15 protein-coding genes and 1 riboswitch are annotated in these 15,992 nt (G+C 68.4%); of the genes, 11 read left to right on the forward strand and 4 right to left on the reverse strand.

The genetic code is table 11. The features are described from left to right. Positions 1-3 precede the first annotated feature (3 nt). The 3 genes from mnmE (at position 4) to B2J89_RS08340 (ending at position 2,915) form a co-directional block, all read left to right on the forward strand. A complete protein-coding gene (gene mnmE, locus B2J89_RS08330; protein ID WP_169168685.1) occupies positions 4-1,425 on the forward strand; it encodes a tRNA uridine-5-carboxymethylaminomethyl(34) synthesis GTPase MnmE in 1,422 nt (473 codons plus the stop codon). A gap of 87 nt (positions 1,426-1,512) precedes the next feature. Then, entirely contained in the window at positions 1,513-2,004 is a 492-nt protein-coding gene (locus B2J89_RS08335) for a Crp/Fnr family transcriptional regulator (protein ID WP_169168686.1), read from the forward strand. Between the two features lie 95 nt (positions 2,005-2,099). Next, the gene (locus B2J89_RS08340) at positions 2,100-2,915 is read left to right on the forward strand and encodes a hypothetical protein (RefSeq protein WP_169168687.1); all 816 of its coding nucleotides are present in this window, start codon (positions 2,100-2,102) and stop codon (positions 2,913-2,915) included. Between the two features lie 27 nt (positions 2,916-2,942). Here the strand turns inward: B2J89_RS08340 and B2J89_RS08345 are convergent, their stop codons facing one another. Next, positions 2,943-3,497, reverse strand: coding sequence for an adenine phosphoribosyltransferase (locus B2J89_RS08345; RefSeq protein WP_169168688.1), 555 nt, complete (start codon positions 3,495-3,497; stop codon positions 2,943-2,945). A gap of 222 nt (positions 3,498-3,719) precedes the next feature. Between B2J89_RS08345 and B2J89_RS08350 the strand changes: the two genes are divergently transcribed. Continuing rightward, positions 3,720-6,752, forward strand: a complete 3,033-nt coding sequence (locus tag B2J89_RS08350) for an EAL domain-containing protein (protein WP_169168689.1) — start codon at positions 3,720-3,722, stop codon at positions 6,750-6,752. 26 nt (positions 6,753-6,778) lie between these two features. Here the strand turns inward: B2J89_RS08350 and B2J89_RS08355 are convergent, their stop codons facing one another. Beyond that, complete coding sequence (locus B2J89_RS08355; RefSeq protein ID WP_169168690.1) at positions 6,779-8,764, reverse strand: monovalent cation:proton antiporter family protein; 1,986 nt, start codon at positions 8,762-8,764, stop codon at positions 6,779-6,781. Positions 8,765-8,812: 48 nt separating this feature from the next. Here B2J89_RS08355 and B2J89_RS08360 point away from each other — a divergent pair, with 48 nt between their 5' ends. The 4 genes from B2J89_RS08360 to B2J89_RS08375 are packed head-to-tail and all read left to right on the forward strand — an operon-like array spanning position 8,813 to position 11,780. After that, positions 8,813-9,814, forward strand: coding sequence for an SIS domain-containing protein (locus tag B2J89_RS08360; RefSeq protein ID WP_169168691.1), 1,002 nt, complete (start codon positions 8,813-8,815; stop codon positions 9,812-9,814). A 12-nt stretch (positions 9,815-9,826) separates the two neighbouring features. Further along, positions 9,827-10,372 (forward strand): HAD family hydrolase, encoded by a 546-nt coding sequence (locus tag B2J89_RS08365; RefSeq protein WP_169168692.1) that lies wholly within the window; start codon positions 9,827-9,829, stop codon positions 10,370-10,372. Beyond that, the gene (gene lptC, locus B2J89_RS08370) at positions 10,369-10,980 is read left to right on the forward strand and encodes an LPS export ABC transporter periplasmic protein LptC (RefSeq protein WP_169168693.1); all 612 of its coding nucleotides are present in this window, start codon (positions 10,369-10,371) and stop codon (positions 10,978-10,980) included. The genes B2J89_RS08365 and lptC overlap by 4 nt, the downstream gene beginning before the upstream one ends. Before the next feature lie 14 nt (positions 10,981-10,994). Further along, positions 10,995-11,780, forward strand: coding sequence for an SDR family oxidoreductase (locus B2J89_RS08375; protein ID WP_169168694.1), 786 nt, complete (start codon positions 10,995-10,997; stop codon positions 11,778-11,780). A gap of 74 nt (positions 11,781-11,854) precedes the next feature. Here B2J89_RS08375 and B2J89_RS08380 read toward each other — a convergent pair whose 3' ends face one another. Together B2J89_RS08380 and B2J89_RS08385 are read right to left on the reverse strand one after the other, a co-directional pair. Beyond that, complete coding sequence (locus B2J89_RS08380) at positions 11,855-12,358, reverse strand: RNA-binding protein (protein ID WP_169168695.1); 504 nt, start codon at positions 12,356-12,358, stop codon at positions 11,855-11,857. 278 nt (positions 12,359-12,636) lie between these two features. After that, positions 12,637-13,035 carry an RNA-binding protein gene (locus B2J89_RS08385; protein WP_169168696.1) on the reverse strand — a complete coding sequence of 133 codons (399 nt, stop codon included), beginning with the start codon at positions 13,033-13,035 and terminating at the stop codon, positions 12,637-12,639. 246 nt (positions 13,036-13,281) lie between these two features. Then, positions 13,282-13,474, forward strand: a riboswitch (yybP-ykoY riboswitch). Positions 13,475-13,491: 17 nt separating this feature from the next. Here B2J89_RS08385 and B2J89_RS08390 point away from each other — a divergent pair. The 3 genes from B2J89_RS08390 to metW all read left to right on the forward strand — a co-directional run bounded on the left by B2J89_RS08390 (position 13,492) and on the right by metW (position 15,906). Then, complete coding sequence (locus B2J89_RS08390) at positions 13,492-14,055, forward strand: TMEM165/GDT1 family protein (protein WP_169168697.1); 564 nt, start codon at positions 13,492-13,494, stop codon at positions 14,053-14,055. 136 nt (positions 14,056-14,191) lie between these two features. Continuing rightward, entirely contained in the window at positions 14,192-15,319 is a 1,128-nt protein-coding gene (locus B2J89_RS08395; protein WP_169168698.1) for a homoserine O-acetyltransferase, read from the forward strand. Then, complete coding sequence (gene metW, locus B2J89_RS08400) at positions 15,316-15,906, forward strand: methionine biosynthesis protein MetW (RefSeq protein ID WP_169168699.1); 591 nt, start codon at positions 15,316-15,318, stop codon at positions 15,904-15,906. Before B2J89_RS08395 ends, metW begins: the two co-directional genes overlap by 4 nt. Positions 15,907-15,992 lie beyond the last annotated feature (86 nt).

Consider the following 15,992-nt stretch of genomic DNA (forward strand, 5'->3'; position numbering starts at 1 on the left):
CCTATGCTCGCGCGCCACACCGACCCCATCGCCGCCATCGCCACCGCCCCCGGACGCGGGGGCGTGGGCATCGTGCGCGTGTCGGGCAAGGGCCTTGCGCCGTTGGTCGAGGTGCTGTGCGGCCGCGCGCTGACACCGCGCGAGGCGACCTACCTGCCGTTCCGCGATGCCGCTGGCGAGCCCATCGACCAGGGGCTAGCACTTTACTTTCCGGCACCGCACTCCTACACCGGCGAAGACGTGCTGGAACTGCAGGCCCACGGCGGCCCGGTGGTGCTGCAGTTGCTGCTGGCGCGCTGCCTGGAAGCAGCGCGCGCCGCCGGCGCTGGCAGCAGCGCCCCGTGCCTGCCCGGGCTGCGCGTGGCCCAGCCCGGCGAGTTCACCGAACGCGCGTTCTTGAACGACAAGATCGACCTGGCCCAGGCCGAGGCCATTGCCGACCTGATCGATGCCTCCACGGCGGCGGCCGCGCGCAGCGCCAGCCGCTCGCTGGCGGGGGCCTTCTCGAAAGAAATCCACCAGCTGCGCGACGCGCTCATCCACCTGCGCATGCTGGTCGAGGCCACGCTCGACTTCCCTGAAGAAGAAATCGACTTCCTGCGCAAGGCGGACGCGCGCGGACAGCTATCCAAATTGCAGCAAACGCTGGCGCAGGTGATGCGGCGCGCGCAGCAGGGCGCGCTGCTGCGCGAAGGCATCAAGGTGGTGATTGCCGGCCAGCCCAATGCGGGCAAGAGTTCGCTGCTCAACGCGCTGGCCGGCGCCGAGCTCGCCATCGTCACGCCGATCGCCGGCACCACGCGCGACAAGGTGCAGCAGACCATCCAGATCGAGGGCGTGCCGCTGCACGTGATCGACACCGCCGGCCTGCGCGACAGCAGCGACGAGGTCGAGCGCATCGGCATCGCGCGCGCCTGGGACGAGATCGCCGCGGCCGACGCGGTGCTGTTCCTGCACGACCTGACGCGCTGCGATGCTATGGAATACAGAGCTGCAGACGCAGTCATAGCAAGCGCTATGGCCGAAAAACTGCCAAAAACCGTGCCCATCATCGAGGTCTGGAACAAGAGCGACTGCGTGCCGCATGCGGCCGTGCCCGAGGCGCAGGCACCCGCGGGTGTGCACCTGTCGGCGCGCACCGGCGAGGGGCTGGAGCGCTTGCGCCGCACCCTGCTGGACGTGGCCGGCTGGCAGGCCGCGCCCGAGGGGGTGTTCATCGCGCGCGCGCGCCATGTCCAGGCGTTGCAGGCTGTGGAGGCGCGCCTGGCCGACGCCGCCACCCAGCTGCTCAGCGACGGCCCCGCACTGGACCTGCTGGCCGAAGACCTGCGGCTGGCGCAGAACGCCCTGGGCGACATCACGGGCGAGTTCTCGTCCGACGACCTGCTGGGCGTGATCTTTTCCAGCTTCTGCATCGGCAAATGAGCGTCGACACACCCGCTGGTCCGACGATGTAAGCAGCGGTAAGTTCTGCTTGCGCATTGGCACCAATGGCGGTAGCGTCGCCGGCTTATGAATGCAGCAACGCCCGCAGTGGCCTCCCCCGACGTCCAAGGCCTGGTCCAGGCCATTGTCCAAGCCAGTGCAGAAGACAGCCTGGGCAACCCGCTGACGCCGCAGCAATGGGACACCCTGTCGGCCTACCTGCTGCCGCACACGCTGGCCGCGGGCCAGGTGCTCTTCACCCAGGGTGCGATCGATCGCACCCTGTACCTGGTCGAGAGCGGCAGCCTCAGCGTGCACTGCGAAGACGAGAAGGCGCGGCTGCGGCTGGCCATCGTCGGGGCGGGCTCGGTGGTGGGAGAAGGGGCGTTCTTCTCGCACCGCCCCCGCAATGCGTCGGTCCAGGCGGCCGCGCCCAGCAGGCTTTGGGGCCTGACCGCGCTGCGCTTTTCCGAGCTGGCCAACCGCCAGCCCGCGATTGCCCTGGGCGTGTCCATGGCCGCTGGCGCCGTCCTGGCCAAGCGCCTGGGCAACCGCCGCCGCCGTGTCGCAGCCACCTGAGCGGGCGTGCCGGCTGCCGCGGCGTCCGGTGGCAGGGAGGCGCGCGGTACACTCTTTTGAGAGAGTCACACAGTGCTGACCGAAGAAAGAAAGCCATGTCATTGTTCAGCTGGTTCCTGCGCAAGCCCGCCCCTGCCTTCAAGCGCGCGTCTGAACCGTCAGGCCGGCTGAATGCGGATGCGGCCGTGCTGCCCGAGCAGGCGGCCCAGCGCACGAACGAGCGCATGGAGCGGCGCGAGCTGCTGTACGTGGTGGTGCGCGACGCCATGGTGCGCGCCGGCGTGCTGTCGGCCAGCTACAAGTTCAAGGTGCTGGCGCTCGACCAGCGCGGGCGCCAGTTCCTGGTGATGATGGACTTGGCGCGCGAGTACGGTGGAGAGACCGCGCGCTTGAGCGACATCGAGGCCCTCATCGCCCAGACCGCCAAGCTGCACTACGACATCGCCGTCACGGCGGTCTATTGGCGCATCAACGACCATGTGGCTGCAGGCATTCGCCAAAAGGGCGTTGCACCGCAGGGAGCGGGCCTGCCGGCAGCGCCTCAGCCGCACCGGGGGAGCGCGCCGCCCGCATCCGCCCGCCCTGTCGGCGCGGCCGCGCCGGCGCCCGCCGTGGCCCCGGCAGCGGTGTCGCAAATGCCTGCACAGGCACCCGCCTCCGCTGCCGCAGCACCGGCCCGCGCGGCGGCGCTGCGTTTCGACCCCATCGAAGCCGATGAAGTGGCTGCCTTCAAGCAGGCGCTGGCCGCGGCGGCCCCAGCCCATCCGGCGGTGGCTGCGCCGTCGGGCGTGCCGCTGCGCTCGGGCCCGCGGCGCGCGCCGCCCGGCAATCCGGACTTTGCCGATACGGAAGTGTCCGGCCACAGCGCCCGCAGCCCGGACCTCAGCAGCACCCAGTACGGCGATTTGTAAGCGGACCAGGCCCCGTCGGCGAGCGCTTCAATGGCCGGCGAAGTCCACCAGCGTGAACAGCGGCAGGCCGCTGTCCCGCAGGCGCTGCGATCCGCCCAGTTCGGGCAGGTCGACGATGGCCGCGCCCTCCATGACCGTGGCGCCGAGCTTTTCCAGCAGTTTGCGACCCGCCATCATCGTGCCGCCGGTGGCAATCAGGTCATCGATCAGCAGCACGCGGTCGCCGGGCCGCACGGCGTCGGTGTGCAATTCCACCGTGGCGCTGCCGTACTCCAGTTCGTAGGTCTCTGCCACCGTGGTGAAGGGCAGCTTGCCTTTCTTGCGGATGGGCACGAAGCCGACGTTGAGCTCATAGGCCACTACCGCGCCTAGGATGAAGCCGCGCGCGTCCAGCCCCGCCACCACGTCGGGGCGCAACTGGGGGTCCATGTAACGGTGCACGAAGGCATCGATCAACACGCGGAAGACCTTGGGGTCCTGCAGGAGCGGCGTGATGTCCCGGAACTGCACGCCCGGCGCGGGCCAGTCCGCGACCGTGCGGATGTGTTGGCGAAGGTAATCGTTGACGCTGAAGTTTGGCATGGCAGTCGGAAAAGCGGCGCGCGGCGGTGGTCGCGGCGGATGGAGCACGGGGCAGGGGATACAGCACCCTGGGTGCCGGACACGGCCAGTCAGTGTAAACACCTGGACGGGGGCTTGCGGGGGGCTCTGGGCGCAGCGGCACTCCGCATAATGGGTCGACACCCATGATGGCAAGGTGCGCGGCACGGCCGCGGCGCACCGCCATTGCACCTACACTGGCCCATGCCTGTTTCTGTACTGCTGATCGAAGGCTGCGAGGACCACGCGCAGGCCGTGGTGCGCGCGCTGGCGGACCCCTGGCTGGGCTGGCGCGTGGCGGTGGCGCCGACGCTGTCCCAAGCCCATGCACTGCGCGAGCAGCACAGCTTTGACATTGTCTTGACCGCGCAGCGCGTCAGTGATGGCACGGCTTTCGATGTGCTGCAGGGCCTGGCCGACCTGCCGGCGCTGATCGTGGTGCCCGAGGGTGAGGAAGCGCATGCCGCCCAGGCCATGCGCCATGGGTTCGGGGACTATGCGGTGCAGGATCCGGGTCATCGCTACCTGCTGGCCCTGCCCGCCCAGATGGAGAGCGTGCTCGAGCGCAGCACCGGCATGCGCACCCAGCGCAATGCCGAGCAGATGCTGGAACGCCAGCACCGGTTGCTGCAGGCCATTTCGCGTGCCCAGGCGCTGTTCATTGCCAGCGCCTCTCCGCGGGCAGCGTTCGAGGCTTTGCTCCAAGAGATGCTGCGGCTCACGCACAGCGCATTCGGCGTGGTCGGGCAGGTGGAGCACGTGTCGGGTGGGGCGCCCCGCCTGCATGTGCACGCCGTCTCGGACCTCGGCGCGCAGGCCCGCGACGGCACGGCGTGGGACCCGCCGCAGGCTCTGGTCGATGCCACGCTACGCAGTGCCACACCGCTCATCCGCAACGACCCCGCCAGCGACCCGGGCGCCACCGGCCGGCCGCCGGGCCAGCCCGAACTCACGGCCTTCCTGGGTCTGCCCATCCATGCCGCCGGCCAGTTGGTGGCCATGGTGGGCGTGGCCAACCGCCCCGATGGTTACGGCAGGGGCGATGTGCATTTTCTGCAGCCCCTGCTCAACACCGTCGGGCAGCTGGAAATGGCGCGGCGCGCCGAGGCAGAGCGCCGCGCCATGGAGGCGCAACTGACACAGACCAGCGCCTTGCTGGCCGAGAAAACGCGGGCGTTGGAACTGACGCTGGGCAGCGTGGCGCAAGGCATTGCCACGGTGGACCAGAGCGGCCGCATCCGCCTGTACAACCAGCGCTACCTCGACCTGTTGGACCTGCCTCGGCCCCTGCTGGAGGCGCAACCACACCTCGACGACGTGGTGCGCCTGCAGATCGAGCGCGGCGACACGGGTGCCGGCTTTGCGTTTGGCGAGCCCGGCCCGCACCTCTGCCCCATGGTGCAAGGCCCGGCCTTGCCACGGTGGTCCGAGATGCGCCCGCTGCAGGTGCAGCACACCCGGACCGGCCACTACCTGGAGATGCGCTTGCGGCGGCTGGAGGGCGGCGGTGGGGTGCTGACCTGCACCGATGTGACCGATTACCTGCAGGCGCAGGCGGCGCTGCAGCAGAGCGAGGCGCGCTGGCGCAGCCTGACGCAGCTCTCGTCCGACTGGTACTGGGAGCAGGATGCCGAGTTTCGCTTTGTGCGGTTGGAGGGCGGCACCCACCGCCACGGGGGCATGGCCGATACCGCGCACTATGGGCTCAGGCGCTGGGAATTGCCCGACAGCCTGGTGCCCGAGGCACAGTGGCAAGCCCACCGCGCGCAGCTGGAAGCGCACGAAGTGTTCCACGATTTCGAGATGCAGCGCCGGGGCGCCGACGGCCATGCCGTGTGGGTGTCGGTGAGCGGCGAGCCCATCCATGATGCGGCGGGGCGCTTCACCGGCTACCGCGGCGTGGCCCGCAACATCAATGCGCGCAAGCAGGCCGAGGCGCAGATCGAGCGCCTTGCCTTCTACGACGAGCTCACCGGCCTGCCCAACCGCCGCCTGCTGCTGGACCGCCTGGACTGCGCCGTGACGGCCTGCACGCGCGACGGCAGCCACGGCGCGCTGCTGTTCCTGGACCTGGACAATTTCAAGGGCGTCAACGACACCCTGGGCCACGAGTGGGGTGACCGCTTGCTGGTGCAGGTCGGCGCGCGCCTCACGGCTTGCGTGCGCGCCAGCGACACGGTGGGGCGCCTGGGCGGTGACGAGTTCGTCGTGGTGCTGCGCGGCCTGCATACAGTCGAAACCGAGGCCGCGGGCGAGGCCGAGGCCGTGGCGCACAAAATGCTGTTGGCGCTCAACCACGTCTACGACGTGCACGGCCTGGAGATGCACAGCACGCCCAGCCTTGGCATTGCGCTGTTCAGTGGCGTTGCGCAGTCGGTGCAGGAGTTGCTCAAACGGGCCGACCTGGCGATGTACCAGGCCAAGGCGCAGGGCCGCAACACGCTGTGCTTTTTCGATCCCGACATGCAGGCTGCGGCGTCGGCGCGCTCGGCGCTCGAGGCCGATGTGCGCCAGGGCCTGCAGCGCGGTGAATTTCTTGTGCACTACCAGCCGGTCGTGGACGCCGAAGGCCATGTGCTCGGCACCGAGACCCTGGTGCGCTGGCAGCACCCGCAGCGCGGCATGGTCTATCCGGGGGAGTTCATTGCGCTGGCCGAACAGACCGGGCTGATTTTGCCGCTGGGCCGCCAGGTGCTGCGGGCCGCGTGCGTGCAGCTGGCGCAGTGGAACGCTCTGCCTGCCACCGCCCACTGGAGCGTGGCGGTGAATGTCAGCGCCCAGGAGTTCCGCCACCCTGAGTTCGTCCAGCGGGTGCTGGAGGTGCTGCACGACACTGGGGCCCCCCCAGCCCAGCTCAAGCTGGAGCTGACCGAGAGCCTGCTGCTGCACGACGTGGAGGACAGCATCGCCAAGATGCAGGCGCTGCGCACGCGCGGTGTCGGGTTTTCGCTCGATGACTTTGGCACCGGGTATTCGAGCCTGAGCTACCTCAAGCGCCTGCCGCTCGACCAGCTCAAGATCGACCAGAGCTTTGTGCGCGATGTGCTCACAGACCCCAACGATGCGGCAATCGCTTGCACCGTGGTTGCGCTGGCGCGCAGCCTGGGCTTGGATGTGGTGGCCGAGGGCGTCGAGACGGCCGGCCAGCGCGACTTCCTGCTGCGCAACGGGTGCCGGCGCTTCCAGGGCTACCTGTTCGGCCGCCCGGTGCCGGCGCAGGACCTGCGGGTCCGGTAACGCCGGGCCGCGCCCCTGGCGGGGCTTCAACCGCGCAGCAGCTTGTCCTGCGCCCCCGCCAGGGCGCTGGGGTGGCCCGACAGCACCAGCGTATCGCCCTCGGCCAGCACCGTGTCGTCGCTGGGCAGGCCCATGCGGCCGTTCCCGTGGCGCAGGTTCACGACCTGCACGCCGATGGCGTGCAGCGCCAGCCGCCCCAGCGGCTGGCCCAGCGTTTGCGCGCCGGGGGGCAGCGTCACCGTCGACAGGCGCGCCTGATCGCGCTCTTGCACGGTGTCGTCGTCGGCACCGTGGAAGTAGCCGCGCAGCAGCTGGTAGCGTGCGTCCCGCTGGTCCTGCACCAGGCGGATGACGCGGCGCATGGGCACGCCCACCAGCGCGAGGGCATGGCTGGCCAGCATGAGCGAGCCTTCGATGGCCTCGGGCACGACCTCGGTGGCGCCGGCCGCCTGCAGCCGGTCCAGGTGCATGTCGTCCTGGGTGCGAACCACCACCGGCACCTGCGGCGCATGGGTGCGTGCATGGGCCAGCACCTTGAGCGCCGCGGGAATGTCCAGGTAGGTCACGGCCACGGCACTGGCGCGTGCCAGGCCCGCGGCCATCAGGGCCTGCAGCCGCGTGGCGTCGCCATAGACCACCGAATCGCCCGCGGCTGCGGCCTGGCGCACGCGGTCGGGGTCGAGGTCGAGCGCCATGTACGGGATGCCTTCGCGCTCCAGCATGCGCGCCAGGTTTTGCCCGCAGCGGCCATAGCCGCAAATGATCACGTGCTTGCTTGAGTCGATGGATTTGCGCGCGATCGCCGTCATCTGCAGCGACTGGTGCAGCCAGTCGCTGGCGACCACACGCATCACGATGCGGTTGCTGTACAGGATCAGAAAAGGCGTGGCCAGCATCGACAGCACCATGGCGGCCAGGACGGGGTTCATGAGCGCCGGCCGGACCAGGCCGTGGTCTTGCGCGAGGGACAGCAGCACGAAACCGAACTCGCCCGCCTGCGCCAGGTACAGGCCGGTGCGCATCGCCACGCCGGGCGTGGCGCCCGTACCGCGCGCCAGCGCCCAGATGATGAGCAGCTTGAGGCCCAGCGGCACCACCAGCAGGCCCAGCACCAGCGCCCATTGCTCCAGCAGGATGTGCCAGTCCAGCATCATGCCGATGGTGATGAAGAACAACCCCAGCAGCACGTCGTGGAAAGGCCGGATGTCGGTGCCGACCTGGTGGCGGTACTCGGTCTCCGACACCAGCACGCCGGCGATGAAAGCCCCCAGCGCCAGGCTCAGGCCCGCCAGCTCGGTCAGCCACGCCAGCCCCAGCGTGATCAGGAGCAGGTTCAGCATGAACAGTTCGTCGCTCTTGCGCCGCGCCACCAGCGTGAGCCACCAGCGCATCACGCCCTGGCCGCCGGTCAGTAGCACCGTCACCAGCACGATGGCCTTGAGCAAGGCCAGTCCGAGCGCGCCCAGCAGCCGGTCGGGGGACGAACCCAGGGCCGGAATCAGCACCAACAGCGGCACCACCGCCAGGTCCTGGAACAGCAGGATGCCGAGAATGCGCCGGCCGTGGTCGCTTTCGAGCTCGGCGCGCTCGGCCATGAGCTTGACCACGATGGCCGTGCTGCTCATGGTCATGGCGCTGGCCAGCGCCAGCGCCGTCTGCCAGCCCATCTCCCAGACCCCGCCCAGAAACGCCGCCAGAGCCAGCGCGCCGCCGAAAGACACGGCCATGGTCAACACCACCTGCGCCAGGCCCAGACCGAAGACCAGGCGGCGCATGGCGCGCAGCTTGGGCAGGCTGAACTCCAGGCCAATGGCAAACATCAGGAAGACCACGCCAAACTCGCCCAGGTGGCGCACGCTCTCGGAGTTCTGCGCCAGCGCCAGCGCGTGCGGCCCGATCAGCACGCCGGCCGCCAGATAGCCCAGCATGGGCGGCAGCCGCAGGCTGCGGCACGCCACGACACCCAGCACTGCAGCGAGCAGATACAGCAGGGTCAGGGCGAGCGAGGACATGCCTGCATGCTAGCGGAGCGCCAGGGGCGCGGCCGATAGAATCTGCCCATGCATCCTGCCCCTGGCGCCACCCGCCCCTTCCATGCCGACCAGGCCTTGCGCCTGGCCCGCGAGACCTTTGATATCGAAGCCGCCGCGCTTTTGGGGCTGGGCCAGCGCCTGGACGCGCGGTTTACCCAGGCGGTGCAGAAAATCCTGCAGACGCGCGGCCGGGTGGTCGTCATGGGCATGGGCAAAAGCGGCCATGTCGGCCGCAAGGTGGCGGCCACGCTGGCCTCCACCGGCACCCCCGCGATGTTCGTGCACCCCGCCGAAGCCAGCCACGGCGACCTGGGCATGGTCACCGCCAACGATCTGGTGCTGGCCCTCTCCAACAGCGGCGAGAGCGCCGAGTTCAATGCCATCCTGCCCCTGCTCAAGCGCTTGGGCGCGCCGCTCGTGGCCCTCACGGGGCAGATGCAATCGACGCTGGCACGCCACGCCGATCTGGCCTTGGACTGCAGCGTGGAGCGCGAGGCCTGCCCCCTGAACCTGGCGCCCACGGCCAGCACCACCGCGCAGCTGGCCATGGGCGACGCGCTGGCCGTCGCGCTGCTCGATGCCCGCGGCTTTCGCGCCGAGGACTTTGCGCGCTCGCATCCGGGCGGCGCGCTGGGGCGCAAGCTGCTCACCCATGTCAGCGACATCATGCGCGCCGGCGAAGAGGTGCCGCGCGTGGCGCCGCAGACCGGTTTCAGCGCGCTCATGCGCGAGATGAGCGCCAAGGGCCTGGGCGCCGCCGCCGTGGTGGATGCCGAAGGCCAGGTGCTGGGCATCTTCACCGATGGCGATTTGCGCCGCCGCATCGAGGCCGGCGCCGATCTGCGGGGCGCCACCGCGGCCGATGTCATGCACCCGCGTCCGCGCACCATCTCCCAAGACGCACTGGCGGTGGACGCCGCCGAAATGATGGAAACCCACGGCATCACCAGCGTGCTCGTGCTCGGCGACGGAGGCCGCCTGAGCGGCATCGTGCACATTGGCGACCTGATGCGCGCCAAGGTGATCTGAGGAGCGCCCCGCATGGCCCCGGCCCTCCAGTTTTCTCCCGAGCTGCTGCTGCGCGCACAGGGCGTGCGCGTGGCCTTTTTTGATGTCGACGGCGTGCTGACCGACGGCGGACTCTACTTCAGCGAGGCCGGCGAGACGCTCAAGCGTTTCAACACGCTCGACGGCCACGGTCTCAAGCTGCTGCAGAAAGCCGGCATCACCCCGGCCGTGGTCACCGGGCGCGATTCAGTGCCATTGCGCCTGCGCCTGCGCGCGCTGGGCGTGGAGCACGCTGTTTTCGGTACCGAGGACAAGCGCCCGGCCGCCGAGCAGATCCTCGCCACGCTGGGCCTGGACTGGACGCAGGCGGCCGCCATGGGCGACGACTGGCCCGATCTGCCCGTCATGCGCCGCAGCGCCCTGGCCTGCGCGCCGGCCAATGCGCAGGCCGAGGTGCTGGCGCAGGCGCATTTCGCCACGCGTGCGCGTGGTGGCGATGGCGCGGCGCGCGAGTTCTGCGATCTGTTGCTGGTGGCCAGCGGCCGCTACGCCGCGTTGCTGGCGGACTACTGCACATGAGCGGCGGGTTGCGCGGCGGCTGGGAGCGCGTGTCGATCTACCTTCCCGTCCTGCTGATGGGCTTGCTGGCGCTGGGCACCTTGTGGCTGGTGCGCAATGCGCCAGCGCCCCAGGTGCCTCGGGCCGAGGCCGCCCCCCGGCACGAGGCCGACTATTTCATGCGCGGTTTTTCGGTCAAGAACTTCGACGTGACCGGGCGCCTGCAAAGCGAGGTGCAGGGCGCTCTGGCGAGCCACTACCCGGACACCGACACGCTTGACATCGACCAGGCGCGCATGCGCTCGGTCACGCCCGACGGGCGGCGCACGGTCGCCACCGCGAACCGGGCCTTGAGCAATGCCGACGGCTCGGAGCTCCAGCTGTTTGGCAACGCCATCGTGACGCGCGAGGCCCTAGTGCCCACGTCGGGCGCCGCGCTGCCGCGGCTGGAGTTTCGCGGCGAGTTTCTCCACGTCTGGCCGCAGACCGAGCGTGTGAGCTCCAACCAGCCCGTCACGCTCACGCGCGACCAGGACCAATTCACCGCCGACGCCATGGAGTACGACAACCTGGAACAGGTGCTGCAGTTGCGTGGGCGTGTGCGCGGCGTGATCATGCCGGCGCGCTGAGCTGCCGCCATCCCATGCCGCACCGCCCCTTGGTCTTCATCACTGGCGCTTCCAGCGGCATCGGCCAGGCGCTGGCCGCCCACTACCACCAGGCTGGCTGGCGGCTAGCGCTGGTGGCGCGCGGCACAAATAGCATCAAATCCTGGGCAAACGCAGGTGGGTTAAGCGCTGATAGCTATGAAATTTACAGCGCGGACGTGGCCGTGCCCGACAGCATCGCGGCCGCCGGGCGAGCCTGCCTGGAGCGCCAGGGCATCCCCGATGTCGTGATCGCCAACGCTGGCATCAGCATCGGCATGGACACCGCGGTGCGCGAAGACCTGGTCGTGATGGAGCAGCTATTTGCCACCAACACCATCGGCCTCGCGGCCACATTCCATCCTTTCATCGAGGCGATGGTGCAGCGCGGCAGCGGCACCCTGGTGGGCATGGGCAGCGTGGCCGGCATCCGCGGCCTGCCCGGTCATGGCGCCTACTGCGCCAGCAAGGCCGCGGTCATCAGCTACTGCGAAAGCCTGCGCGGCGAACTGCGCAGCGCGGGCGTGCGGGTGGTCACGATTTGCCCCGGCTACATCGACACGCCGCTGACGCGGCAAAACCGCTACGCCATGCCGTTTCTGATGGCACCGCACCACTTTGCCCGCAAGGCGTTTGCCGCCGTGCAGGCGGGCGTGAGCTACCGCGTGATCCCCTGGCAGATGGGCGTGGCCGCCAAACTGCTGCGCATGCTGCCCAATGGCGTCTTCGATCGCCTGCTGGCCGGGCGGCCGCGCAAGCACCGCCAGGGGCCGGACCGCTAGGGGCCCCTGGGCCGCGAACGCCCGGCAAAAAGGCTCCCGCGGGAGCCTTTGTGTGGTGTCGGGAGCGCAGGCGGTCAATAGTTGTTGCCACCGCCGTAGCCGCCCCCGCCCCCGCTGCGGCCACCGCCACCGCGCGGGCCCGTGCCGTATGGGCTGCGAAAGCCGCCATCGCTGCGGCCGCCACCGTAGCCGCCGCCTTCAGTGCGACCACCGCCATAGCCGCCCCCTTCGCCGCTACGCCCCCCTTCGCGGCCGCCACCGTAGCCGCCCCCACTGCGGGCACCGCCGTAGCCGCCGCCGCCAAAACCGCCGCTGCGCGGAGGACGCGGCTCCATGGGGCGTGCCTCATTGACCACGATGCTGCGACCGCCCAGCGACTGGCCGTTCATGCCGTTGATCGCGGCCTGGGCTTCGGCATCGCTGCCCATCTCCACAAAACCGAAGCCCTTGGAGCGACCAGTGTCGCGCTCCATCATGACCTTGGCGCTGGCCACGCTGCCAAACTGGCCAAACGCCTGCTCCAGATCCATGTCGCGTACACCGTAGGGCAGGTTGCCTACATACAGTTTGTTGCCCATGCCGGGACTCCTCAAAAACACATTGACAAAGCGATGGAGCCCCGAAAACGCAACCAGCCCGTCTGAGAAAGCTCTATGCGTGCAACTGAAGGATCACCGCAAACACTTGGCGGGGTTCTCCCCCCGCCAGCGCATTATGTTCCCGACAATTGGACAAAACGCAAGGCTTTTCGCGTCCTGCAGAGAAGGTGTTGCATGCAGACAAAAAGAAAAAAAGGGACCCGAAGGTCCCTTGTTTGCAGCCTGGCAGGCGCATTGCCTGCTGGCGCTGTGCTGGCTTAGTAGCTGCTGCGGCCACCGCCGTAGCCACCACCACCGCCACCGCCGCTACGGCCACCGCCGTAACCGCCGCCGCCGCCACCACCGTAGCCGCCGCCGCCACCACCACCAGCGCCGCCGCCGAAGCCGCCGCTGCGGGGAGCACGGGGCTCCATGGGACGGGCTTCATTGACCACGAGGTCACGGCCGCCAAAGTTTTGACCATGCACGCCTTGGATCGCGGCCTGTGCTTCGGCATCGCTGCCCATTTCGACAAAGCCGAAGCCCTTCGAACGGCCGGTGTCACGTTCCATCATGACCTTGGCGCTGGAGACAGAGCCGTACTGGCTGAAGGTTTGTTCCAGATCGCTGTCGCGGAACGTGTAGGGCAGGTTGCCCACGTAAAGTTTGTTGCCCATAAAGGACTCCTGAAAAAACATGAAAACGCGATGGAGTCCGACGCAATCAACAAACCTGTGACGACTTCAAAGACGCGAAACTGACCAATCACCGCTAACTATCTGCTTCCCTACGAAAGCAGAAAAGCGAGTTCATTATCAGGCAATTTCTGGAATGCCCAGATATTTATTTTGCAAGCATGGGCAAAGGCCGCCAAGCCGCGGTCATTTATGTGAATCGGTGGCGATTTAACAACTCTGCCGCAGCCACAGTATGATGGCGCCGTCTTTGGGGAGTAGCCGGCCCATGCGTGCGTGCATGGGGGCAGTTGTCAACACACTTGGGGCCCCATGCCCTATGGCAGCTGCAATCTTCGGATTGGCGAGACCATTGACCGCACACCGTCCATTTGGCCGGAGTCGGGGTGCGGTCAATGCGTTCATCCACTGTCCGGCCGGATAGAAAAATTCTCCACCATGGAAGCCTTCCTCGTCTCCACCTCCATCGTTGCCCTCGCCGAAATGGGCGACAAGACCCAGCTGCTGGCGCTCGTGCTGGCCGCACGTTTTCGCAAGCCCTGGCCGATTGTTCTGGGCATTTTCGTGGCCACCGTGCTCAACCATGCGCTTGCTGGGGCCGCCGGCGCCTGGGTCACCACCGTGCTTGGACCGCAGGTGCTGCGCTGGGTGCTGGGGGTGTCGTTCATCGCCATGGCCGTGTGGATGCTGATCCCCGACAAGCTCGAGGACGGTGAAACGGGGGCCGCACCGCGCTGGGGCGTGTTCGGCACGACGGTTGTGGCGTTCTTCCTGGCCGAGATGGGCGACAAGACCCAGATCGCCACCGTCATGCTGGCCGCGCAGTACAGCGCCTGGGTGTGGGTCGTCGTGGGCACCACGCTGGGCATGATGCTGGCCAACGCGCCGGTGGTCTGGCTGGGCGAGCGCATCACGCGCCGCGTGCCGCTGCGCACGGTGCACGGGGTGTCGGCGCTGATCTTTCTGGTGCTCGGTGTGCTGGCGCTCACGGTGCCGGCCTGAGTCCGTCGGCCCCGGCCACTTTTGCTATAGTGGCTGACGCGCCGATTTGCCACAGCTTGCGGGCGCTTTATAAATCCTGCTAAAGACAGACCGACACCAGCACCCGGCCGCGTTTTTAGCGTTGCCGGGTTTTTTTATGTCGTTCATTGCCACCCCCCAGTTTTTGCATTTTCCGCAGGCCTTGCCGCTGCAAAGCGGCGCTTCCATCCGCGACTACACCCTGGCGTTCGAGACCTACGGCACGCTCAACGCCGATCGTTCCAATGCGGTGCTGGTCTGCCACGCGCTCAACGCCTCGCACCATGTGGCGGGCGTGTACGAGGGCCAGGACAAGAGCGAGGGCTGGTGGAACAACATGATCGGGCCGGGCAAGCCGCTCGACACCCGCCGTTTCTTCGTGATCGGCGTGAACAACCTCGGGTCGTGCTTTGGCTCCACCGGCCCCATGCACACCCACCCCGACACGGGCCAGGTCTATGGGGCCGACTTTCCCGTCGTCACCGTGGAGGACTGGGTCCATGCCCAGGCGCGCCTGCTCGATCAGTTGGGCATCGAGCAGCTCGCGGCGGTGCTGGGCGGCAGCCTTGGCGGCATGCAGGCGCTGAGCTGGACGCTGCAATACCCCGAGCGCGTGCGCCACGCCGTGGTGGTGGCCAGCGCCCCCAACCTCACCGCCGAGAACATCGCCTTCAACGAGGTGGCGCGCCGCGCGATCGTGACCGACCCCGACTTCCACGGCGGCCACTTCTACCGCCATGGCGTGGTGCCCAAGCGCGGCCTGCGCATCGCCCGCATGATCGGCCACATCACCTACCTGTCCGACGACGTGATGAACGAGAAATTCGGGCGCCAGTTGCGGGAAGGCCTGGACCTCAAGTACTCGACGCAGGACATCGAATTCCAGATCGAAAGCTACCTGCGCTACCAGGGCGACAAGTTCAGCGAGTATTTCGACGCCAACACCTACCTGCTGATCACGCGCGCGCTCGACTACTTCGACCCGGCGCGCGCGCACGGCGGCGACCTCACGCAGGCCCTGGCGCGCGCCACGGCCAGGTTTCTGCTCGTGAGCTTCACCACCGACTGGCGCTTCTCGCCCAAGCGCAGCCGAGAAATCGTCAAGGCGCTGCTCGACAACCGGCGCGACGTGAGCTACGCGGAAATCGACGCGCCGCACGGACACGATGCCTTTTTGCTCGATGACGCCCGCTACATGGGCGTCATAAGCTCATATTTCGATAGCATTGCAAAGGAGCTGGCATGACCGAGAAAACCACCATGCGGGCCATCGCCGCCCTGGTGCCGCCGGGCTCGCGCGTGCTCGACCTCGGCTGCGGCGACGGCGCGCTGCTCGACTACCTGCAGCGCGAGCGCGCATGCAGCGGCTACGGCGTGGAGATCGCCGACGCCAACGTGCTGGCCTGCGTGCGCCGCGGCGTCAACGTCATCCAGTTCAACCTCGACGAAGGGCTGGCGCTGTTCGAGGACAGCTCGTTCGACGTGGTGCTGCAGATCGACACCCTGCCGCACCTGCGCAACGCCGAGGTCATGTTGCGCGAGACGGCGCGCGTGGGGCGCGCAGGCATCGTCGCGTTCCCGAACTTCGCGCACTGGCCCAACCGCCTGTCGGTGCTGCGCGGGCGCATGCCGGTCACGCGCCGCCTGCCCTACCAGTGGTACGACACGCCCAACATCCGCGTCGGCACCTACAAGGACTTCGAGGTGCTGGCACACAAGAACGCGCTGCGCATCCTCGATGCCTTCGGTCTGCAGGACGGCCGGACCGTGCGCGTGTTGCCCAACGCGCGCGCGGGCACGGCCGTGTTCCACTTCGAGCGCGGCGGCGCCTGAGCGGTGTCGCCAGCCAGGCGGCCGCGGTGTCGCTTCGCCTTGCCGTGCGGCAGCCCTGGCGCCTGGTGCATGCGCGGATGGGAGCC

The organism is Acidovorax sp. SRB_24, assembly GCF_012931925.1.

What these genes read in the sequence shown, in the direction of transcription:
- B2J89_RS08375 (WP_169168694.1), top strand. Translation starts at nt 10,995, where the DNA reads ATGCCGCACCGCCCCTTGGTCTTCATCACTGGCGCTTCCAGCGGCATC.
- B2J89_RS08365 (WP_169168692.1), top strand. Translation starts at nt 9,827, where the DNA reads ATGGCCCCGGCCCTCCAGTTTTCTCCCGAGCTGCTGCTGCGCGCACAG.
- B2J89_RS08395 (WP_169168698.1), top strand. Translation starts at nt 14,192, where the DNA reads ATGTCGTTCATTGCCACCCCCCAGTTTTTGCATTTTCCGCAGGCCTTG.
- lptC (WP_169168693.1), top strand. Translation starts at nt 10,369, where the DNA reads ATGAGCGGCGGGTTGCGCGGCGGCTGGGAGCGCGTGTCGATCTACCTT.
- B2J89_RS08340 (WP_169168687.1), top strand. Translation starts at nt 2,100, where the DNA reads ATGTCATTGTTCAGCTGGTTCCTGCGCAAGCCCGCCCCTGCCTTCAAG.
- B2J89_RS08390 (WP_169168697.1), top strand. Translation starts at nt 13,492, where the DNA reads ATGGAAGCCTTCCTCGTCTCCACCTCCATCGTTGCCCTCGCCGAAATG.
- B2J89_RS08335 (WP_169168686.1), top strand. Translation starts at nt 1,513, where the DNA reads ATGAATGCAGCAACGCCCGCAGTGGCCTCCCCCGACGTCCAAGGCCTG.
- B2J89_RS08345 (WP_169168688.1), bottom strand. Translation starts at nt 3,497, where the DNA reads ATGCCAAACTTCAGCGTCAACGATTACCTTCGCCAACACATCCGCACG.
- metW (WP_169168699.1), top strand. Translation starts at nt 15,316, where the DNA reads ATGACCGAGAAAACCACCATGCGGGCCATCGCCGCCCTGGTGCCGCCG.
- B2J89_RS08360 (WP_169168691.1), top strand. Translation starts at nt 8,813, where the DNA reads ATGCATCCTGCCCCTGGCGCCACCCGCCCCTTCCATGCCGACCAGGCC.
- B2J89_RS08350 (WP_169168689.1), top strand. Translation starts at nt 3,720, where the DNA reads ATGCCTGTTTCTGTACTGCTGATCGAAGGCTGCGAGGACCACGCGCAG.
- B2J89_RS08380 (WP_169168695.1), bottom strand. Translation starts at nt 12,358, where the DNA reads ATGGGCAACAAACTGTATGTAGGCAACCTGCCCTACGGTGTACGCGAC.
- B2J89_RS08355 (WP_169168690.1), bottom strand. Translation starts at nt 8,764, where the DNA reads ATGTCCTCGCTCGCCCTGACCCTGCTGTATCTGCTCGCTGCAGTGCTG.
- B2J89_RS08385 (WP_169168696.1), bottom strand. Translation starts at nt 13,035, where the DNA reads ATGGGCAACAAACTTTACGTGGGCAACCTGCCCTACACGTTCCGCGAC.
- mnmE (WP_169168685.1), top strand. Translation starts at nt 4, where the DNA reads ATGCTCGCGCGCCACACCGACCCCATCGCCGCCATCGCCACCGCCCCC.